The organism is Paeniglutamicibacter sp. MACA_103 (assembly GCF_045798555.1).
In the GTDB taxonomy this organism is placed as follows: domain Bacteria; phylum Actinomycetota; class Actinomycetes; order Actinomycetales; family Micrococcaceae; genus Paeniglutamicibacter.
The window spans coordinates 1-274 of the sequence record NZ_JBIXLN010000135.1; the positions used below are offsets into that span (position 1 = coordinate 1).

Here is a 274-nt window from a genome sequence, read left to right on the forward strand (position 1 = left end):
CGATGACCGCCGCGAGGGTGGTTTCAAGCCGCGCGAAGACCGCGGTGGATTCCGCGGCGGCAACGACCGTGGTGGATTCCAGGGTGGAGACCGTCGTGAAGGCGGTTTCAAGCCCCGCGAAGACCGCGGTGGCTTCAAGCCCCGTGAAGACCGTGGTGGATTCCGTGGTGGCGATGACCGTCGCGAAGGTGGCTTCAAGCCCCGCGAAGACCGCGGTGGCTTCAAGCCCCGTGAAGACCGCGGTGGATTCCGTGGCGGCGATGACCGCCGCGAA

At 67.2% G+C, this 274-nt stretch carries 1 protein-coding gene; it reads right to left on the reverse strand.

The window, feature by feature from the left end; all coding sequences use genetic code 11:
- Nucleotides 1-274 (reverse strand): hypothetical protein (locus ACIPVK_RS21860; protein WP_407614079.1); only part of this gene is annotated, 274 nt, incomplete at both ends.